Annotated in this window: 19 protein-coding genes; 4 read left to right on the top strand and 15 right to left on the bottom strand. The window is 71.4% G+C overall.

All coding sequences use genetic code 11. The annotated features are described in order from the left end of the window. Nucleotides 1-75 precede the first annotated feature (75 nt). From CLV68_RS24665 to CLV68_RS24650, 4 genes are read right to left on the bottom strand one after another with little or no spacing between them, the layout of a single operon-like run. A complete protein-coding gene (locus CLV68_RS24665; protein WP_121393257.1) occupies nt 76-813 on the bottom strand; it encodes an anti-sigma factor family protein in 738 nt (245 codons plus the stop codon). Next, a complete protein-coding gene (locus tag CLV68_RS24660) occupies nt 810-1325 on the bottom strand; it encodes a sigma-70 family RNA polymerase sigma factor (RefSeq protein ID WP_092776587.1) in 516 nt (171 codons plus the stop codon). Before CLV68_RS24660 ends, CLV68_RS24665 begins: the two co-directional genes overlap by 4 nt. 53 nt (nt 1326-1378) lie before the next feature. Then, nucleotides 1379-1699: an acylphosphatase gene (locus CLV68_RS24655; RefSeq protein WP_121393256.1), complete on the bottom strand. Its 321-nt coding sequence runs from the start codon at nt 1697-1699 to the stop codon at nt 1379-1381. 11 nt (nt 1700-1710) lie between these two features. After that, entirely contained in the window at nt 1711-3216 is a 1506-nt protein-coding gene (locus CLV68_RS24650) for an alkaline phosphatase family protein (protein WP_121393255.1), read from the bottom strand. A gap of 219 nt (nt 3217-3435) precedes the next feature. Here CLV68_RS24650 and CLV68_RS34795 point away from each other — a divergent pair, with 219 nt between their 5' ends. Together CLV68_RS34795 and CLV68_RS24640 are read left to right on the top strand one after the other, a co-directional pair. Then, complete coding sequence (locus CLV68_RS34795; protein ID WP_211346749.1) at nt 3436-3954, top strand: hypothetical protein; 519 nt, start codon at nt 3436-3438, stop codon at nt 3952-3954. Between the two features lie 43 nt (nt 3955-3997). Beyond that, complete coding sequence (locus CLV68_RS24640) at nt 3998-4741, top strand: CAP domain-containing protein (protein ID WP_246010081.1); 744 nt, start codon at nt 3998-4000, stop codon at nt 4739-4741. Between the two features lie 19 nt (nt 4742-4760). On the opposite strand, the gene CLV68_RS24635 is transcribed toward CLV68_RS24640, so the two are convergent. From CLV68_RS24635 to CLV68_RS24595, 9 genes are all read right to left on the bottom strand, one after another. Next, nucleotides 4761-5441 (bottom strand): response regulator, encoded by a 681-nt coding sequence (locus tag CLV68_RS24635; RefSeq protein ID WP_092776594.1) that lies wholly within the window; start codon nt 5439-5441, stop codon nt 4761-4763. 139 nt (nt 5442-5580) lie between these two features. Next, a complete protein-coding gene (locus tag CLV68_RS24630; RefSeq protein ID WP_121393254.1) occupies nt 5581-6786 on the bottom strand; it encodes a DUF1700 domain-containing protein in 1206 nt (401 codons plus the stop codon). Further along, the gene (locus CLV68_RS24625; protein WP_121393253.1) at nt 6783-7112 is read right to left on the bottom strand and encodes a PadR family transcriptional regulator; all 330 of its coding nucleotides are present in this window, start codon (nt 7110-7112) and stop codon (nt 6783-6785) included. Before CLV68_RS24625 ends, CLV68_RS24630 begins: the two co-directional genes overlap by 4 nt. A gap of 594 nt (nt 7113-7706) precedes the next feature. Beyond that, complete coding sequence (gene mutM, locus CLV68_RS24620; RefSeq protein WP_121393252.1) at nt 7707-8567, bottom strand: bifunctional DNA-formamidopyrimidine glycosylase/DNA-(apurinic or apyrimidinic site) lyase; 861 nt, start codon at nt 8565-8567, stop codon at nt 7707-7709. After that, the gene (rnc, locus tag CLV68_RS24615; RefSeq protein ID WP_121393251.1) at nt 8560-9306 is read right to left on the bottom strand and encodes a ribonuclease III; all 747 of its coding nucleotides are present in this window, start codon (nt 9304-9306) and stop codon (nt 8560-8562) included. The genes mutM and rnc overlap by 8 nt, the downstream gene beginning before the upstream one ends. Before the next feature lie 24 nt (nt 9307-9330). After that, nucleotides 9331-9513, bottom strand: a complete 183-nt coding sequence (rpmF, locus tag CLV68_RS24610; RefSeq protein ID WP_092776602.1) for a 50S ribosomal protein L32 — start codon at nt 9511-9513, stop codon at nt 9331-9333. 46 nt (nt 9514-9559) lie between these two features. Then, nucleotides 9560-10138 (bottom strand): YceD family protein, encoded by a 579-nt coding sequence (locus CLV68_RS24605; RefSeq protein ID WP_092776604.1) that lies wholly within the window; start codon nt 10136-10138, stop codon nt 9560-9562. A 156-nt stretch (nt 10139-10294) separates the two neighbouring features. Next, nucleotides 10295-11014 carry a DivIVA domain-containing protein gene (locus CLV68_RS24600; RefSeq protein ID WP_121393250.1) on the bottom strand — a complete coding sequence of 240 codons (720 nt, stop codon included), beginning with the start codon at nt 11012-11014 and terminating at the stop codon, nt 10295-10297. Between the two features lie 139 nt (nt 11015-11153). Next, nucleotides 11154-11609, bottom strand: a complete 456-nt coding sequence (locus CLV68_RS24595) for a guanyl-specific ribonuclease (RefSeq protein WP_121393249.1) — start codon at nt 11607-11609, stop codon at nt 11154-11156. Nucleotides 11610-11681: 72 nt separating this feature from the next. On the opposite strand from CLV68_RS24595, the gene CLV68_RS24590 reads away from it, so the two are divergent. Beyond that, nucleotides 11682-12122 carry a GNAT family N-acetyltransferase gene (locus tag CLV68_RS24590; RefSeq protein ID WP_211346748.1) on the top strand — a complete coding sequence of 147 codons (441 nt, stop codon included), beginning with the start codon at nt 11682-11684 and terminating at the stop codon, nt 12120-12122. A 71-nt stretch (nt 12123-12193) separates the two neighbouring features. Here the strand turns inward: CLV68_RS24590 and coaD are convergent, their stop codons facing one another. Both coaD and rsmD read right to left on the bottom strand, forming a co-directional pair. Continuing rightward, nucleotides 12194-12688, bottom strand: coding sequence for a pantetheine-phosphate adenylyltransferase (gene coaD / locus CLV68_RS24585; RefSeq protein ID WP_121393247.1), 495 nt, complete (start codon nt 12686-12688; stop codon nt 12194-12196). A 52-nt stretch (nt 12689-12740) separates the two neighbouring features. Beyond that, nucleotides 12741-13298, bottom strand: coding sequence for a 16S rRNA (guanine(966)-N(2))-methyltransferase RsmD (gene rsmD, locus CLV68_RS24580; protein WP_121393246.1), 558 nt, complete (start codon nt 13296-13298; stop codon nt 12741-12743). 251 nt (nt 13299-13549) lie between these two features. On the opposite strand from rsmD, the gene CLV68_RS24575 reads away from it, so the two are divergent. Next, on the top strand, nt 13550-15637 hold the full coding sequence (locus CLV68_RS24575; RefSeq protein ID WP_121393245.1) for a HelD family protein: 2088 nt from the start codon (nt 13550-13552) through the stop codon (nt 15635-15637). The last annotated feature ends 402 nt before the right edge of the window (nt 15638-16039 follow it).

The following is a 16039-nucleotide window of genomic DNA, read 5'->3' as shown; positions in this document are numbered from 1 at the left end:
GGCGGGGCCATACCGGCTGCCACGGCTGGTCAGGACGGCGGAGGGACTCTGTTCAGGAGGGCGGAGGGACTCTGTTCAGGAGGGCGGAGGGACGTCTACGAGCACGATGTCGTCGTCGGTGACCACCTGGACCCGGGAGATCCGGGTCAGGTCGATGGAGGTGCTGCCGGGGATCGACTCGCCCTGCCCGTAGCTGGTCGCCCACCAGCCCGCGACCTCGCGGTAGCCGTCGCGGCCGCGCACCACCAGCTTGCACGGCTTGCCCGGCGGCACGTCGTGCAGCCGGATCTTGACCTCGGTGCCCCAGGCGCGGTCGGTCAGGTCGACATCGGCGCGGACCCCGCTGGCCTGGTCGGTCGCCGACCAGCTGACGGTGAGCGGCGGCTGGTTCTCCTGGCCGCGCAGCGCCTCGTAGACCAGCACCCCGCCCACCGAGAGCGCGACCACCACGGCCGCGGCGGCGGCCATGAGCGCGAGCCTGCGGCCCTTCCGGGGCGCGTCGATATCGGGGATCAGGGCGTCGGGGACCAGGGCACCGGGGACCAGGGTGACGGCCGGGGCGAGCTCGGTGACCGGTTCTTCCTCGTACCAGGCGGGGGGCTCACCGCCGCGCAGGTCCGCGGGCACCTCGGGGGTGTCCTCGAAGTCCGCGGCGGAGATGCGGTGCAGCAGGCCGGGCAGCGGGGCCAGCCGGACGAGTTCAGTGCGGCAGTCGGCGCAGCGCGCGGCGTGCGCCTCGAAGGCGGAGCGCTCCACCGGGTCCAGTGCCCCGAGCAGGTACGCACCCAGCGACAGGGTGTGCGAACAGGTCACAGCTCGGTCACCCCACGCTCCTCCAACGCGTCGCGCAGAGCGCGCAGCGCGTAGAACGACCGGGACTTGACCGTGCCCGGCGGCACCCCGAGCACCTTGGCCGCCTCGGCGACCGTGCGGCGGCGGTAGAACAACTCGGCGATCACCGCGCGGTGGTCGCGGGAGAGCACCCGCATGGCCTCGGCGACCTGCCAGCCCTGCAGCACCTGCTCGAACTCGTCACCGGCGCGCGGCCAGTCGGCGTCGTCGATCGGCACCTCGGCCACCCGGGCGCTCTGCCTGCGGTAACCGGAGATCACCAGGTTCTTGGCCACGGTGTAGAGCCAGGGGCCTGCCTTGTCGGCCTCCAACGACTCCGCGTGTCGCCATGCCCGCAACAGTGTCTCCTGCACGACGTCCTCGGCGCGCTGGTGGTCACCGCCGACCGCGCGCAGCACGTAGCCGAGCAGCGGTCGCCGGTATCGGCTGTAGAGCTGTCGGACGAACTCGTCGTCCTGCCCCGGGCTCCCCACGTTCAGGGCTTACGCCTCCCGAAGCCGGTTGGTTCACTGTGGACCCGGTCACTTCAACGCTCGACGAACCCCCGCAGGTTCCCCTTCGGGTCATCCCACCTCTCGACGACCGCGGTGACGGCCCCGGGGCTCTCGCCCGAACGCAGCGCGACCAGCAGCTCGTCGCAGGGCTGCCGGGCGCCCTCGGCGACCACCTCGACCCGCCCGTCGTCGGTGTTGCGCGCCCACCCGACGAGCCCGAGGCGCAACGCCTGAGACCGCGTCCACCAGCGGAAACCCACCCCTTGGACGTGTCCCCGCACGAACGCGGTCAACCGGACCGCGGGAATCCCCGACACCGGCCCATGGTCGCACGGGCCGGTGTCGGAGATCATCCGCGTAGTGACTAGGAGGTCGTGAAGGTCGGGGCGTCGACCGCCCAGTACCAGTTGTTGGCGCCGTTGGCGAGGCGCCAGGTGATCTTGGCGGACTGGGCGCCCGCGGGGACGGCGATCGAGAGGGACTCGATCTTGGCGATGGCGTCACCGGTGTAGGTCAGCGCGGTGCGAGCGGCGCCGCCGTCGAAGGAGACGGTGACCGTGGCGGTCTCGTTGCCCTCCTTGCGGTAGTGCGAGCTGAAGCCGACCTTGAGCGTGCTCTTACCAGCGACCGACACCGCGGGCGAGGTCAGCGCGCTGGTGTAAGTGCCCGAGGTGGCCTTGTCCGACCACTCGTCGGAGTCGGCGACGGCGAAGACGCCGCGGGCGCGGACGTTGCTCTCCCGGCTCTGGCCCGCCTCGGTCCTGGTCCAGAACTCGTCGGTGGCGAACGACCAGCCGCGCCACTCGGTCACGCCGCCGGTGCCCATGGCGGAGTTGTCGATCGTCCAGCCTGCCGGGGTGGTCTTGGTCCAGCCGCGCACCGAGGCGGGGATCCCGGTCTCGTCGACCCTGGCCTGCAGGGAGCCGACCAGGCCGTCGAACGGGTCGCCGGTCGCGGTGCCCAGCACCCGGCCGTCGAGCGCCGCCGGGATCGCGACGCCGAGCAGCGACAGCACCGTCGGGGCCACGTCCACGTTCTTCGGCGCGACCGCGGGCGTGCCGGGGGTGGTGCCGGGGCCGCTGCGGATGATGAACGACGACCGCTCCGGCGTGGAGTTGCCGCCGTGACCGCCCGCGTCGGTGTGGCCGTGGTCGGCGGAGACGAGGAACGTCCAGTCCTCGTTCGGGTAGTTCGACCGGGCGCGGACGGTGTCGACGAACTGCTTGACCCGCTTGTCGGTCGCGGCGATGGCGTCGAGGTAGCAGGTGGTCGCGGCACCGCAGTTGTGGCCCGCTGCGTCGACGTCGTCGAGGACGACGAAGCTCGCGTCCGGGCCGACGTCGCGCAACCGGGCCACGGTCTGGTTGGTGGTGTCGGTGTCGTTGGCGCCGTTGGCCCTGGCGTCGACCGCGCTGGAGAAGATCGCCTTGCCCGCCGAGTCGTTGACCAGCGGGTCCCAGGTGGCGGCCGCGAAGGTGGACAGCGCGGGCCTGGCCTGCTCGGCGCGGGTCAGGAAGTCCGGGTAGGTCGCCAGGTTGGTCGAGGTGCCCCAGCTGTTGCTCAGCACGCGGTGCTTGTCTGGCCAAGTTCCGGTGGCCAGCGTCGCCCATCCTGGCCCGGACAGGGTGGGCGCGAACGGGGGCGCGTAGAGGGCGGTCTTGCTCGACGAGCCCGACGCGATCAGGCTGTCGAGGGTGGGGGCGTCAGCCGGGGCGATCTTGTCGAACAGCAGGCCGTCGATGCCGATGACCAGCACCTTCGGCGTCTTGGCCGCCGCGACGGCGACGGTGGGGGCCAGGGCGGGGGCGATCAAGGCAGCCGCGGTGACGGCGAGGGCGGTGGTGAGGGCTGGCAGTCGTGTTCGCCGCAAGGGGTTCCTCCATGGACTCGGTCCGGCGAGTACCGCGGTAGGTTCCTGTACAGACAAGTCATCGACAACGGACGGCGGCGGTTCGCCGACCGAACTGTGCGTGAACACCTCGCGCCGGGAACCGCCGTTGCGACGGGTGCCCGTTCGCGTTCACCGGAGCGGGTGATAGCTTGCCGCGCCGTGGCCCGCCTTGCCGACGGGTCAGGGAGGTAGGACCGCATGTCCGAGCCAGCCGACGACCGCGCTGACGACCCCGCGACCGATCCCGACCACGCGAACGACCTGGACTTCCCGGACGACAGCCCGGCCAACCGCCGGTCCCCGTTCGCCATCCTGGGCGTCGCGGGCGTGGTGAGCGCGACCGTGTTCGCCGCCGTGGCCGCGTTCGCCGCGGGTGACGGCGAGGACGCCCAGTCCCCCGGCGCCGAGGTCACGGTCAACCAGACGCACACCACGACCCCCACCACGACAACGACGACCGACGCCACCACCACGGACGTCACCACCACGACGGACCCGACGACCACGGACTCGACCACCACGACGACCGAGCCGGGGACGACGACCACCACCACGACCACCAAGCGGCCCGGTCGGACCACCACCACGACGACCCGGCCGCCCAACCCCGGCACGCCGAGTCAGACGACGACCACGCCGCCGGTGATCACCACGACCCCGCCGCCGGTCACCACCACGACCACGACGACCACGCCGCCGCCCTCGCCGACTTCGTGACCGACGGTGGCGACGTCACCCATTAGTGGTACGTTGCCAAACCGTGACACGTGGACACCGTTCCGGCGGTCGCCGTACCCGCTTGGTGCCCGCCGTGCTCGTAGCCCTGGCTGTCGGGGCGGGCACGGCGGGAGTGGCCACCCTGGCGACCGCACCCAGCGTGGGCGACGGGACCCTCGCTTCCCCCGATGAGGCGTCACTCGATCGCCAGATCGCGCTGGTCGAGGGCACGACGGCGGACCCGAGCGCCGAGTCCACCACCACGACGCCCACGACGCTGTCGTCGGTGAGCACGACCCCGACGACGACCACCACGACGTCCTCGTCCGCACCGGTCACGACGACCACCACGACGACGGTCAAGCCCACGACCACGCCGCCGAAGCCGACGACGACCCAGCCGCCACCCCCGGTCGACCCGTCCGCCGCGGGCCAGGTCCTGGCGATCACCAACGACGAGCGGGCGAAGGCGGGGTGCGCGCCGCTGGTGCTCGACGCCCGGCTCAACCAGGCCGCGCAGGCGCACAGCGCGGACATGTCGGCGCAGAACTACTTCTCGCACACCAGCCTCGACGGCCGCACGTTCGTCGACCGGGCGAAGGCGGCCGGTTACCCGAGCCCCGGCGCGGAGAACATCGCCAAGGGGCAGCGGACCGCGGCGCAGGTGATGACCGCGTGGATGAACTCCTCCGGCCACCGCGCCAACATCCTCAACTGCGGGCTGACGACGATGGGGCTCGGCTTCGTGCAGAACGGCTACTACTGGACTCAGATCTTCGGTAGATAGGCGAGCTTCGGCCGGTAGGTCAGAGTTCGAAGCGGTAGCCCATGCCCGCCTCGGTGATCAGGTGGCGCGGGCGCGAGGGTTCGGGTTCGAGTTTCCGGCGCAGTTGGGCCAGGTACACGCGCAGGTAGTGCGTTTCGTTGGCGTAGGCGGGACCCCAGACCTCTTGCAGCAACTGCTTCTGTGCGACCAACCGGCCTCGGTTGCGCGCCAACACTTCCAGGATCCCCCACTCGGTCGGGGTGAGGTGTACTTCCGCGTTGTCGCGGTGGACCTTCTTCGCGGCTAGATCCACCGCGAAGGACGCCGTTGTCACCACGGCTTCTTCGGTCGCGGGCGTTGTGGTGCCTCTACGCACGGCGGCACGTAGGCGGGCAAGGAGTTCGTCCATCCCGAAGGGCTTGGTGACGTAATCGTCCGCGCCCGCGTCCAGAGCCTTGACCTTGTCGGTGGAGTCGCCTCGTGCCGAGAGAACGATGATGGGGACCGAAGTCCAGCCTCTGAGGCCCTCGATCACCTCGGCGCCATCTATGTCCGGCAGTCCTAGATCGAGGACGACCACATCAGGCTTGCTCTCCGCGGCCGCTCGTAGTGCGGCGGCGCCGTCGTGGGCCGTGCGGACGTCGTAGCCGCGCGCGGTGAGGTTGATGCGGAGCGCGCGGACGATCTGGGGTTCGTCGTCGACGACGAGCACGGTGGTCACGGCGGCTCCAGATCGGTGCGGGTCACCCCTCGGTGCATCCTCGCACCACGCGGGCGGTCCGGCCGCAAGAGTGCGCCTCTCGCGGCCGGACCGGTCACGCCTTGACGGAATCCTGATGCCGGGACCCCGGGCGTTGACGCTATTTGGTGGTTGTCGGAGCGGGCGTGGTCGGCGGGGTCGAGGTCACCGCCGTCGCCGAGGTGGGCGCCGCTGTCACGGACGGGGTGGTCGGGGCCGGGGTGGTCGTCGCCGGGGTGGTCGGGGCCGGGGTGGTCGGGGCCGGAGTGGGTGTCGGCCTGGTGTCGGTCGCCTTCGGCGGGAGGGGCACGAACGGCATCCCGGACTCGGGGTCGCAGGTGTGCCTCGCGCCCTGCTGGACCCCGCGCGGCAGCGGGAACCTGTTGACGTAGCCCTCCGACTCGGAGCCGTTCTCGTCGCAGAACCGGCCGAACAGCTTGATCGGGCTGCCGTCCTCGTCGTAGAGGTAGAACTCGGTGATCGCCTTGCCGTCACCGTCGACCGCGTAGACGTTCCTGAGCGAGGAACCGTCGTAGGTCAGGCCGCCGGTGCTGTAGACGGGGTAGTAGTCCCGGCTCTCCCGGGAGCCGGAGTCGACGGCGAACGCCACCATGGCGAGCACCACCCCGGCCAGGCAAGCGTTTGCCGCCACCACGACCGGCACCAGCCGCCGGTCGTCCCGCGAGCGCGGCTGCGCCCACGACACCAGCGCGACCACGCCGAGCAGGATGATCGCCGCCTCGTCGCGACCGGCGAACACGACCAGGACGACCAGGCCGATCCGCACCAGCGACCACGCGGGCTTGAGGGAGCGCAGGTACTCGACGGCCCGGTCGGGCAGCCGGGCGAACGCGGCCCGCGCCTTGCGCTGACCGAACCGGTACTCCGCCAGCGCCTCGACGTCGGCCGGGCGGACCCGGTCGGTGAACAGCCACACCAGTGCGGGAACCGCGAAGATCACGCACACCCCCAGTACGGCGAACTGCCCGTTGCGCCCGGCGAGCGCGACCGCCCCGGTGCCGAACGCGACCACGGTCACCAACAGCGTCACCCACAGGGTGAACCGCGCGGCCCACTTCGTGCCGCCCCGCATCGGGGCGGGCGGTGGATACCCGCCCGCGGCCCGCAACTCCGCCGCGTACGCCTCCGGCGTGCCCAGCCTGCGGGTCACCTCCTCGGCGTCACCCGCCTCGGCGAACACCTCGGTGACGTGCGGCTCGACGTCCTCCATCACCTCGGTCAGCTCGTCGGCGGGCAGATCGGCCAGCGCCGCGCGCACCCGGCCGAGGTAGTCCGCGACCCCGGGCCGCGCCTCCGTCGCGTTCACGCCACAGCCCCCTTCGTCAGAATCCCGTCCATCGCCACGGCGAAGGCCCGCCAGTCGCGCTCCGACTCGACCAACCGCTCCCGCCCGGCGTCGTTGACCCCGTAGTACTTGCGGTGCGGCCCCTCGTCACTGGGCACCACGTAGGACGTGAGGAACCCGGCCCGGTACAACCGCCGCAACGTCCCGTACACCGACGCGTCCCCCACTTCCGCCAACCCCCCACCCCGCAACCGCCGCAGCACGTCGTACCCGTACCCGTCCTCATCCCGCAGCACGGCCAGCACGGCCAGGTCCAGCACTCCCTTGAGCAACTGACTGGTGTCCACGCGCACCCCCTCCCGCTATCGCACTGTGGACACTATTGCGCAGTGCGCACTACCGCGCAAGCCACACCCCTTCCTCGCCGCCGCGACACCCCGCTCGACCTTGGCCCAGCCCTAGCCCCGCGACTCACCCAGCACGACGGCTTCCGCTCGCCCCTGACCCACCGGCCCACCCGGCCGCCTGGCCCACCAGCCCGGCCGCCTGACCCACCGGTCGCCTGGCCGCCCGGCCGCCTGACCCACTGGCCCGCCCGGTCGCCTGGCCCACCAGCCCACACCCACGGCTCATCCCGCACCACGGCTTTCCGCTTCGCCTGCCAGCAGCGGAGAACGCGCTTTCAGCCGCGATTCCCTCGACCCCAGCCGGCATTCTCAGCGCCCCGGTCAATTAATCCGACCGAGCCCTTGACATTCCGCCGCCGCCGGTCCAAAAAGGGCAGGCCCCCACCCACCCGGGGGCCGCCCCGAATCCAGATTACGGCATTTGGTGGGGGCGGAACAAGAGGTCAGGGGCAGGGTGGGGATAACTGGAGGGTATGGGGACAACCGGGAATCGGCAGGTCAGGGCCACAGGGCGAGGTGAGCCGCCGGGAGGTGTCAGGAAGTGGTGGGGCGGGGTTGACAGCGGGGGCAGGAGAAAGAGGAGCGGTTCATGAAAGGCTCCCGCTGAATTGCGCGACCGCAGCGAGGACAGGGAAGACCCTCTTGGCCATAAGCGTTCAAAGACCGGTCGAAATAGCCCGATTGGCCGTTGATGTTCACGTACAGCGCGTCGAAAGAGGTGCCGCCGACGTCGAGGGCGGCGTTCATGACGGCGGTGGCGGCGTCGAGGAGTTCGCCGGTTTTGCGCGGGGTAAGAGTGTCCGTTGGGCGGGCCCAGTGGAGGCGGGCGTGCCACAGGGCCTCGTCGGCGTAGATGTTGCCGATGCCGGAGACGAGGGTCTGGTCCAAGAGGGCGCGTTTGACCTCGGTGCGACGGCGGCGGAGGGCGGCGATCGCGGCGGTGCGGTCGAAGGCCGGGTCCATGGGGTCGCGCGCGATGTGGGCGATCGGGGCGGGGAGCGGCACGCCGTCGACGGTGACCACCGGTTCGACCGAGAGGCCGCCGAAGGTGCGCTGGTCGACGAAGCGGAGTTCGGGGCCGTCGTCGGCGAAGGTCAGGCGGACGCGCAGGTGCTTCTCGTCCGGGGTGCCGGGCGGTTGGACGAGCATCTGGCCGCTCATGCCCAGGTGCGCCAGCACGGCCTCACCGGAACTCAGGTCGACCCACAGGTACTTGCCGCGGCGGCGGGCGGCGACGAGTTCGTGCCCGGCGACGCGGCCACCGAAGTCGACCGTGCCGGGCAGGTGGCGGCGGATCGCCCGCGGGTGCATGACCTCGACCCGCGACACCACCCGGCCTGCCACGTGGTCCTGCAGGCCGCGCCGAACCACCTCGACCTCGGGGAGCTCAGGCACCGTCGTCAGATGAGGGTGACTTGACCTTCGCGCTGAGCTCGGTCCACGCCGCCTCCGCGGCCTTCTGCTCGGCTTCCTTCTTGGTCCGGCCGTCACCGTTGCCGTAACCCTGGCCGTTCACCACGACGATGGCGGTGAACTCCTTGCGGTGGTCCGGTCCCTCTTCGCGGACCCGGTACTCGGGCACGCCGAGACCGGCCGACGCGGTCAACTCCTGGAGGCTGGTCTTCCAGTCCAGGCCCGCGCCCATCCCCGACGCCGCTTCCAGCTTCGGGTCGAAGTGCCGGTGCACGACCGCCCTGGCCACCTCGATGCCGTGCTCGAGGTAGACCGCGCCGATCACGGCCTCCATGCCGTCGGCGAGGATGCTGGCCTTGTCGCGGCCGCCGGTGAGCTCCTCGCCCTTGCCCAGCAGCAGGTGCGCGCCGAGCCCGCCATCGCCCAGCGTCCTGGCGACGTCGGCCAGCGCGTGCATGTTGACCACGCTCGCGCGCAGCTTCGCCAGGTAGCCCTCGGGGCGGTCGGGGTGCGCCCGGTAGAGGTGGTCGGTCACGACGAGACCGAGCACCGCGTCGCCGAGGAACTCCAGCCGCTCGTTGGGCGGCAGGCCGCCGTTCTCGTACGCGTACGAGCGGTGCGTCAAGGCGAGCACGAGCAGCTCGGCGCCCAACCGGACGCCGAGCGCGTCGAGCAGCGTTTCCGGGTCCGCGCGCGGACCTCGGGACGCTTTACCCCCCATGCCGTGGATCTGCTTCCGCCGGGGCTACGCGGGCTGCGTAACCTGGCGGCCGTTGTACTGGCCGCAGGTGGGGCAGGCGATGTGCTGCGGCTTGGGCGCGCGGCATGCCTTGTTCGAGCAGCTGACCAGCGACACCGCGGTGGTCTTCCACTGAGAACGGCGCGCGCGGGTGTTCGAACGCGACATCTTCCGCTTGGGGACGGCCACGACTGACTCTCCTCTGCCGAGCTGTTGTGCAGGACGCCGGTGGGGCCTAGTGCCCCTGGTCCTGTTGGGACCGCTCTTGCAGCGCGGCCCACCGAGGGTCAATGGTCTCATGCCGGTGATCCGGCCCGAGATCGGCCCACTTGCCGCCGCACCCCGCGCACAACCCGGGGCAGTCCTCGGCGCACAGCGGCACGTGCGGGACGGCGAGCACGACCGCGTCGCGCACCACCGGCTCCAGGTCGAGCCGCTCGTCGACCAGCCTGCTGACCTCGTCGTCGTCGGTGGTCTCGTCGGTCGTGCTGTCCGGGTAGGCGAACAGCTCGGTGACGCGGACGGTGACCTCGTCGGTGATCGGGTCCAGACAGCGCGAGCACTCCCCGGCCAACGGCCCGTCGGCGGTGCCGGTCACCAACACGCCCTCGACCACCGACTCGAGCAACAGGTCCAGCTCGACCTCGGCCCCGACCGGCACACCGATGACACCCTCGAGACCGAGGACGTAGGTCGCGGTCGCGGTGCGACGCACCGACCTGCTCGAGCCGGGACGCCTACCCAACTCACGGGTATCAATCACCCACGGGCCGGAGAGCACCTGGCGGGACGAGCCCTTGCGGTTCGCGGACATGGCGGTTCTGGTCAGCACCTTCGACGCGGGGGGTTGGCGGTTCTCGTGGCAAGTGGTTGCCTGCCGCGCCGGAGCGCGGGCAGCCGGGTCGGAACACGGCCGCTCTGCCCAAGCACAGCCACGACAGAGTACGCGACGGCGGTGGCCTGCCGGAAATCAGCCGCCGTCGTAGTCGAAGGGCACCGCGGCGGACACGCTCACCGGGCCGCGCAGGTGCGAGCGGCCCTTGCCGACGGTGCGCAGGGTGTGGGTGAGCAGGTCCTCGAACTCGGCGAGCTTGCCGTCGACGTAGGCGTCGCACTCGTCGCGCTGGCGGGCCGCCTCCTCGGCGGTCGCGTCGAGCACGCGGGCGGACTCGGCGTGCGCGGCCTGCACGACCTCGGTCTGCGAGACGAGCCTGCCCTGCTCGAAGCGGCCCTCCTCGATGGCGCGCTCGTAGGACTCGCGGCCCGCCTGCAGCATCCGGTCGGCCTCGACCTGGGAGCGCCCGACCAGGCTCTCGTACTCGGCGCGGGCGGCGGCCACGGCGCGGTCGGCCTCGTCGCGGGCGTCGGCCACCAGCCGGTCGGCGTGCGCGGACGCCTCGGCGATCAGCGACTCGGCCTGGGCGCGGGCGGCGGCGATGGCGTTCTCCGCCTCCATGGTGGCCTTGCTCACCGCCTGCTCGGACTGGTGCTCGGCGGAGCCGATGATCTCGTCCTTGCGGTCGAGCACGTCCTGGGCGTCGTCGACCTCGGCAGGCAGCGCGTCGCGGATCTCGTCGAGCAGCTCGAGGACGTCGCCGCGGGGCACCACGCAGCCGGAGGTCATCGGCAGGCCCCTGGCCTCCTCCACGATCGTGACCAGCTCATCGATGGCCTCGAAGACCTTGTACACGACTCCTCCTCCGCCCGGTCGCCGCACGGGCACGACAGGCCCCCACGCGGAGATTCTGCCCGCTCGGCGACGGCCCTCGGGGGACGTGGCCGCCGGCGTGTCCCCCGGCGGCCACGCCGCGCCCCCGATCGGGCTGGGACTAGAAGGTGATCAGGCGGAAGGAGGCGTAGTGGTCGGAGGTGTAGAAGTACTCACCGCCGTTGCCGGTGACGATGCGGCGGGCGCCCCGGGTCGACGAGCCGGGGGTCTTGACCGTGTACTCGTGGTAGTAGCCGGTCGAGCAGGCGGGGAGGATCCGCTCGCGGTTCTGGAAGACGACGCCGTCCTGCGGGTAGGGGAAAGGTCCGCCGGAGCGGATAAGACGGTAGGTGTCGGTGGCCTGCGACGGCAGGCTCGACAGGGCGACGCGGGTGTAAGAGGACGTGTTGCCGCACGCGGGCTGGGCGGCAGAAGCGGCGGTTGCGACCGGGGTCGCGGTGGCCTCGCCGCCGAAGAAACCGAGCGCGGCGAAGATGAGGGCGAGCACAGCGGTGACGCTCTTGGTCCTGGTAGCCGGGGACTGCACAGCGGGGGACTTCACAGCGAGGTTGCTCATTCACCGAAAGTAACCAGGTTGGGTGATCATCAGCTGTCGGTGGCGTGAACCGGGCTGTGGCAGGCTGTGAACGTGCTGATCCGCCCCGCCCGCGCCGAGGACGTCCCCGCGATCGTGGCCATGCTCGCCGACGACCCGCTTGGCGCGGCGCGCGAGCAGCCGGGCGACCCGCGCTACGACGAGGCGTACGCCGAGATCGCGGCCGACCCGAGGCAGCTGCTGGTGGTGGCCGAGGTCGACGACGAGGTGGTCGGCACGCTCCAGCTGACGCTGACGCCGGGGCTGTCCCGGCTGGGGGCGACCCGCGCCACGATCGAGGGAGTGCGGGTCCACTCGGCGCACCGCGGCAGCGGACTGGGCCAGGCGCTGATCGAGTGGGCGGTGCGCGAGGCCGGGGACCGCGGCGCGATCATGGTGCAGCTGACCACCGACGTGTCCCGCAAGGACGCCCACCGCTTCTACGAGCGGTTGGGCTTCGTCGCCAGCCATATCGGCATGAAGCTTCCGCTGTAACACTCTCTCCCGCCACCCACCCCCACGTCCCCGCCCGGCATCGTTCCCCAGTCGGCAGCGACGGTCCGGTGTCAGTCGGTGGTGGCGCGGTTCTCGGCCAGGCGGGCGAGGAGTCGCTTGTGCACGGTGGGCGGGAGCAGGTGGGTGACGTCGCCGCCGTAGGTCGCGACCTCCTTGACCAGGGAGCTGGACAGGAAGCTGTTGAGCGGCTTGGTCGGCATGAACATGGTCTCGACGCCGGTGAGGCCCTGGTTCATCTGGGCCATCTGCAGCTCGTAGTCGAAGTCGCTGACCGCGCGCAGGCCCTTGACGATGGCCTGGACGTCGCGCTCGCGGCAGAAGTCGACCAGCAGGCCGTGCCAGGAGTCGACCCGCACGTTGGGCAGGTGCGCCGCGGTCTCGGCCAGCAGCGCCAGCCGTTCGTCGACGGTGAACAGCCCGCGCTTGCTCTTGTTGATCATGACGGCGACCACGACCTCGTCGAACAGGGCGGCGGCCCGCTCGATGATGTCGAGGTGGCCGTTGGTTGGCGGGTCGTATGAGCCCGGGCAGACCGCGCGCGTCATGATCCGGACCGTAGCAGCAGGACCGGCCGCCGACGGGCCGCTGTCACCGCGCTCACCCGGGTTGGTGGGCCGCCCAGTGCACTGTGGTCTCCCCGTAGCGGCGGGAGCGGGTGGGCACCAGCGCGGCTGGCCACCTCGGGTCACCGGACCGGGTGGACCGCTCCACCACGACGGTGGCGTCCTCGGCGAGCCAGCCGTCCGCGAGCGCGGCCAGCACCTCCGCCAGCTCCGCGTCGTCGAGCGCGTACGGGGGGTCGGCGAAGACCAGGTCGTACGGACGCGCCGGGGGGGCGGCGAGCACGCGGTCCACCCGGGAGGCGCGGATGTCGACGCCGGGGAGCGCGACGGTGTCGGCGTTGCGGCGCAGCACGGTCACGGCGGTGCGGTCGTGCTCGACGAGGGTGACCAGGGCGGCGCCGCGGGAGAGGGCTTCCAGGCCCAGCGCGCCGGAGCCCGCGTAGAGGTCGAGGACCCTGGCCCCGTCGAGGTCGACGGCGGCGGCGAGGGCGCTGAACAGGGACTCCCTGACCCGGTCGGCGGTGGGCCGCGTCCCCTTGGGCGGCACGGCCAACCGGCGGCCACCGGCGGCGCCCGCCACGATCCTGGTCACCCGGCCATGGTGCCCGACGACCGCCCACTTGCCGGGAACCGGGGGTTGCGGAGGCGGTGGGCGGGTGCGGCTGAGGGTGGCGGGCGGGTGAGGCAGGGGGTGGCGGGCGGGTGCGGCTGAGGGTGGCGGGCGGGTGAGGCAGGGGGTGGCGGGCGGGTGAGGCACAGCACATCCACCCGGCGACCGATTCACCCGCGCACGCGAACGCGTAATCTCACTCTTCCGTCCGAAGAACACCCCGGGAGAGCTGCGTGTCGGAAACCTCTGTGAGAGAGGCCGAGATCGCGGTCGAGCAGAAGCACGTCGACGTCGTCTACGCCCGCGTCGCCGAGATGCGGCACGAGGCGGAGGCCATGCGCACCCGGGGTGACGCGCTCGCCCACGGCGCGCGCAACGAGGCCGTGTTCGAGCAGGCCGCGATGCTGTTCGAGCGGGACGTGATGGTCCGCCACGCCACCCAGATCCTGCGCACGCTCGACGCCGAGCACGAGGGCCTGGTGTTCGGCCGGTTGGACAGCACCGACGGCGAGACGCAGTACGTCGGCAGGCTCGGGGTGCGCGACGGGGACTTCGAGAACCTGGTGACCGACTGGCGCGCGCCCGCCGCGGCGCCGTTCTACCAGGCGACCGCCGAGATGCCGATGCAGGTGATCCGGCGCAGGGTGATCCGCTCGACCGGACAGTCCGTGGTCGACATCGACGACGACCTGCTGATGCCGGAGAGCAGGCTGGACTCGATGCCGGTGGTCGGCGAGGGCGCGCTGATCGCGAGCCTGACCAGGGCGCGCGGCGAGAACATGCGCGACATCGTGGCCACCATCCAGAAGGAGCAGGACGAGGCGATCCGGGCGCCGTGGCGCGGGGTCACCGAGATCACCGGCGGGCCGGGCACCGGCAAGACGGCGGTCGCGCTGCACCGGGTGGCGTACCTGCTCTACCGGGACCGGCGGCGGATGGGCGGCACCGGCGTGCTCGTGGTCGGCCCGTCGCCCGCGTTCACCTCGTACATCTCGCGCGTCCTGCCGTCGATGGGCGAGGACAACGTGGAGCTGCGGTCGCTGTCGGACCTGCTCGACGGCGCGGCGGCGACCAGGGTGGACCCGGCGCCGGTTGCCGCGGTCAAGGGGTCGCTGCAGATGCGCCGGATCCTCAAGCGCGCGATCCGCGAGGCACCGGTGGACGCGCCGACCGAGCTGCGGATCATGTACCGGGGTGAGGTGCTCAAGCTCGAGGCGCGGGACCTGGTCGGGGTGCGCGCCGCGGTGCACAACGGGCGCAGGCCGCCGAACCAGTCGCGAGTGGACGCCGCCGAGGCGCTGCTGGAAGCGTTGTGGCGCAAGGCGGACTCGTACGAGGACTACCCGGTGAAGCGGGCGGAGTTGATCCGCGACATCGGTGAGCGCATCGACTTCCACAAGTTCGTGGTCATGTGGTGGCAGCTGCTGTCGCCCGCGGAGGTGTTGCGCGGTCTCGCCGACCGCAAGCTGCTGGCGCGGGCCGCCGGTCGGGTGCTCACCCGGTCCGAAGTGGACATGGTGGCCGACTCGTGGGCCAAGCCGGGCTGGTCGGTGGCCGACATCGCGCTGCTCGACGAGCTGCGCGTGCTGCTCGGCAGACCCCCGAAGCGGCGCAGGCGGCTGGAGCACGACCCGTTCGCCCCGGTGTCGGTCGCCAGCGGCCGCCGCCAGGACTACGACGAGTACTCCCACATCGTCGTCGACGAGGCCCAGGACCTGTCCCCCATGCAGTGGCGCATGGTCGGCCGCCGCGGCAAGTACGCCAGCTGGACCGTCGTCGGCGACCCGGTGCAGAGCTCCTGGCCGGACCCGGCCGAGGCCCGCCAGGCCATGGACGCGGCCTTCGGCGGCCCCAGGACTCAACGCCGCCGCTTCGGCCTGCGCACCAACTACCGCAACTCGGCCGAGATCTTCGACCTAGCAGGCAAGGTAGTCCGCGACGTCGCCACCCCCGACCAACTCCCCCACGCCGTCCGCTCCACCGGAGTCGACCCGATCATCCTGGTCACCACAGCCCTGACGAAGGCAGCCATCGAATCGGCCCAGGACTTGCTGGGCACGGTCGACGGCACAGTCGGCATCATCACCGCCACCAGCCGCGTCGACACGTTGCGCGCGGCAGCGGAGGAAGTCGGCAACTCCCGCCTCCGCGTAGTGGACGGCCTGGAGTCGAAGGGCTTGGAGTACGACGCGGTGGTGCTGGTGGAACCGGAGGAACTAATCCGCGAGTCTTCTACCGGCCCGCGCACCCTCTACGTGGCCCTAACCCGAGCCACCCAACGCCTAACCGTGATCACCTCAAACCCCACCTGGCCCGACTAGCCCAGTTCTTGGCCAGACCGTCAGAGACTCGGCGGCGTTGACCCCGACGCGCCCCTCTCAGGCGCTGGTCCGCAGGTGCCCCTCTCAGACGTTGGCCAACAACACGCCCCTAAACAACGTTGGCCAGCCCCGCGCTCCTCGGAGTCGCTGGTGCCAACTGCTCGATGGGGCGGACTTGTTTTGTGTGGGGGGACGGCACACGTAGCGTCGTTCGCGGCAGGGCCTGCTTTTCGGCCCCTGCTTTGCGGTTCTGCCCGGGTGTCGTAGGGGCCCCACGCAAAACAAGTTCGCCGCATCGAGCAAAGCTCGAAACTCGCGCCCCGGCCAATGCCGAAGGCGAGGCGTTCACCGTCGATGGCGCAGCCGAGCACGAGAGCCGCAACCCCTCAGCCCAAGATCAAA

This window comes from Actinokineospora cianjurensis (assembly GCF_003663795.1).
In the GTDB taxonomy this organism is placed as follows: Bacteria; Actinomycetota; Actinomycetes; order Mycobacteriales; family Pseudonocardiaceae; genus Actinokineospora; species Actinokineospora terrae.
The sequence above is the reverse complement of the archived record's forward strand: the minus strand, read 5'-3'. Positions and strand labels throughout refer to the sequence as shown.

What these genes read in the sequence shown, in the direction of transcription:
- CLV68_RS24655 (WP_121393256.1), bottom strand. Translation starts at nt 1,699, where the DNA reads ATGATCTCCGACACCGGCCCGTGCGACCATGGGCCGGTGTCGGGGATT.
- CLV68_RS34795 (WP_211346749.1), top strand. Translation starts at nt 3,436, where the DNA reads ATGTCCGAGCCAGCCGACGACCGCGCTGACGACCCCGCGACCGATCCC.
- rnc (WP_121393251.1), bottom strand. Translation starts at nt 9,306, where the DNA reads ATGGGGGGTAAAGCGTCCCGAGGTCCGCGCGCGGACCCGGAAACGCTG.
- CLV68_RS24605 (WP_092776604.1), bottom strand. Translation starts at nt 10,138, where the DNA reads ATGTCCGCGAACCGCAAGGGCTCGTCCCGCCAGGTGCTCTCCGGCCCG.
- CLV68_RS24595 (WP_121393249.1), bottom strand. Translation starts at nt 11,609, where the DNA reads ATGAGCAACCTCGCTGTGAAGTCCCCCGCTGTGCAGTCCCCGGCTACC.
- coaD (WP_121393247.1), bottom strand. Translation starts at nt 12,688, where the DNA reads ATGACGCGCGCGGTCTGCCCGGGCTCATACGACCCGCCAACCAACGGC.